This is a genomic window from Corynebacterium sp. HMSC29G08, assembly GCF_001806875.1.
Classification (GTDB): domain Bacteria; phylum Actinomycetota; class Actinomycetes; order Mycobacteriales; family Mycobacteriaceae; genus Corynebacterium.
Genome location: NZ_KV786218.1, coordinates 1 through 2,767 on the forward strand (window position 1 = coordinate 1; position 2,767 = coordinate 2,767).

General features: G+C 53.6%; 2 rRNA genes. Both read right to left on the bottom strand.

Annotated elements, in window-relative coordinates:
- Positions 1–1,257: ribosomal RNA gene (locus tag HMPREF3101_RS02680) — 23S ribosomal RNA — on the bottom strand; the annotation flags it as partial.
- 418 nt (positions 1,258–1,675) lie between these two features.
- Positions 1,676–2,767: ribosomal RNA gene (locus tag HMPREF3101_RS02685) — 16S ribosomal RNA — on the bottom strand; the annotation flags it as partial.

The following is a 2,767-nucleotide window of genomic DNA, read 5'->3' on the forward strand; positions in this document are numbered from 1 at the left end:
TGCCGCGGCTTCGGCGGTGTACTTGAGCCCCACTGAATTGTCGGCGCGGAACCACTCGACCAGTGAGCTATTACGCACTCTTTCAAGGGTGGCTGCTTCTAAGCCAACCTCCTGGCTGTCTTCGCGATCCTACATCCTTTTCCACTTAGTACACCCTTAGGGGCCTTAACCGGCGATCTGGGCTGTTTCCCTCTCGACTATGAAGCTTATCCCCCACAGTCTCACTGCTATACACCACTTCACCGGCATTCGGAGTTTGGCTGACATTGCTAAGATGATAGTCCCGCTCAACCAACCAGTAGCTCTACCTCCAGCAAGCTTGTATAACGCTGCACCTAAATGCATTTCGGGGAGAACCAGCTATCACGGAGTTTGATTGGCCTTTCACCCCTACCCACAACTCATCCCCTCAGTTTTCAACCTAAGTGGGTTCGCGCCTCCACAACCTCTTACAGCTGCTTCACACTGGCCATGGGTAGATCACCCCGCTTCGGGTCCAGGACATGCCACTTACCACCCATTTCGGATTCGCTTTCGCTACGACTACCCCACACAAATGGGTTAACCTCGCGACATGCCGCTGACTCGCAGGCTCATTCTTCAAAAGGCACGCCATCACACACACGAGGTGCTCTGACGGATTGTAAGCGCACGGTTTCAGGAACTCTTTCACTCCCCTCCCGGGGTACTTTTCACCATTCCCTCACGGTACTAAAATTCACTATCGGTCACACTGAGTATTTAGGCTTACCGGGTGGTCCCGGCAGATTCACAGCAGATTTCACGAGCCCGCTGCTACTCGGGGAACACATACACCCAACATGATCATGCCTTCACGTACAGGACTCATCACCTTCTCCGGTACACCATCCCAGGCGCTTCCGCTGACACAACCACATCAAGCAAGTCACTGACAGATAACTTCCGATGCACCCCACAACCCCACATGCGCAACCCCTGCCAGGTATCACACACACATGGTTTAGCCTCATCCGCCTTCGCTCGCCACTACTAACGGAATCACAATTGTTTTCTCCTCCTGCGGGTACTGAGATGTTTCACTTCCCCGCGTATACCCCCATACAGGCTATAGATTCACCTGCAGGTAACACCACATAACTAGTGCTGGGTTTCCCCATTCGGACATCCTCGGATCAACGCTTAGTTGGCAACTCCCCGAGGCTTAACGCAGCCTCACACGTCCTTCATCGGCTCAGCATGCCAAGGCATCCACCGTACGCCCTTCACTACAAACAAAAACGCACATACTAAGAACAAACAAAAAACAGAAAAAACAGAAAAACAAACACACACCCAAACACCAACCAAAAAAGGCCAGCATCTACGTGCATGGTGCTCGCGTCCACTCTCCAGTTCTCACACACCACACCCACACACCAACACACCACCCACACAAGGCGATATACCAGCATCAGGCACAACAAGGAACACACACATAAACGTGTTGCCCCAGACACCCAACAGCATGCCAACACATAAACAACGTTTGCGAAACCATCATTGCGCACACCACACATTGCCCTCCACACCACCTAACGGTGCGGGGTGTGCATCCACCCGGATTCTTTAATAAACAAAAAAGCGGCAGTCACACACACGGCGACATCAACCACTACCAACCCACAACTGTGGGCTATACATAAAAGCTCCTTAGAAAGGAGGTGATCCAGCCGCACCTTCCGGTACGGCTACCTTGTTACGACTTCGTCCCAATCGCCGATCCCACCTTCGACAGCTCCCTTTGACAGGCCACTGGCTTCGGGTGTTACCAACTTTCATGACGTGACGGGCGGTGTGTACAAGGCCCGGGAACGTATTCACCGCAGCGTTGCTGATCTGCGATTACTAGCGACTCCGACTTCATGGGGTCGAGTTGCAGACCCCAATCCGAACTACGACCGGCTTTCAGCGATTCGCATCCCCTCACGAGGTAGCTGCGCGTTGTACCGACCATTGTAGCATGTGTGAAGCCCTGGACATAAGGGGCATGATGATTTGACGTCATCCCCACCTTCCTCCGAGTTAACCCCGGCAGTTTCTCATAAGTCCCCACCATCACGTGCTGGCAACATAAGACAAGGGTTGCGCTCGTTGCGGGACTTAACCCAACATCTCACGACACGAGCTGACGACAACCATGCACCACCTGTACACCAGCCACAAAGGGAAAGACTATCTCTAGCCCGATCCGGTGTATGTCAAGCCCAGGTAAGGTTCTTCGCGTTGCATCGAATTAATCCACATGCTCCGCCGCTTGTGCGGGCCCCCGTCAATTCCTTTGAGTTTTAGCCTTGCGGCCGTACTCCCCAGGCGGGGCGCTTAATGCGTTAGCTACGGCACGAACCCCGTGGAAGGGACTCACACCTAGCGCCCACCGTTTACGGCATGGACTACCAGGGTATCTAATCCTGTTCGCTCCCCATGCTTTCGCTCCTCAGCGTCAGTTACTGCCCAGAGACCTGCCTTCGCCATCGGTGTTCCTCCTGATATCTGCGCATTTCACCGCTACACCAGGAATTCCAGTCTCCCCTACAGCACTCAAGTTATGCCCGTATCGCCTGCAGTCCCACAGTTAAGCCGTGGACTTCCACAAACGACGCGACAAACCACCTACGAGCTCTTTACGCCCAGTAATTCCGGACAACGCTCGCACCCTACGTATTACCGCGGCTGCTGGCACGTAGTTAGCCGGTGCTTCTTCTCCAAATACCGTCAAAATTCGTCTTTGGCGAAAGGAGTTTACAAC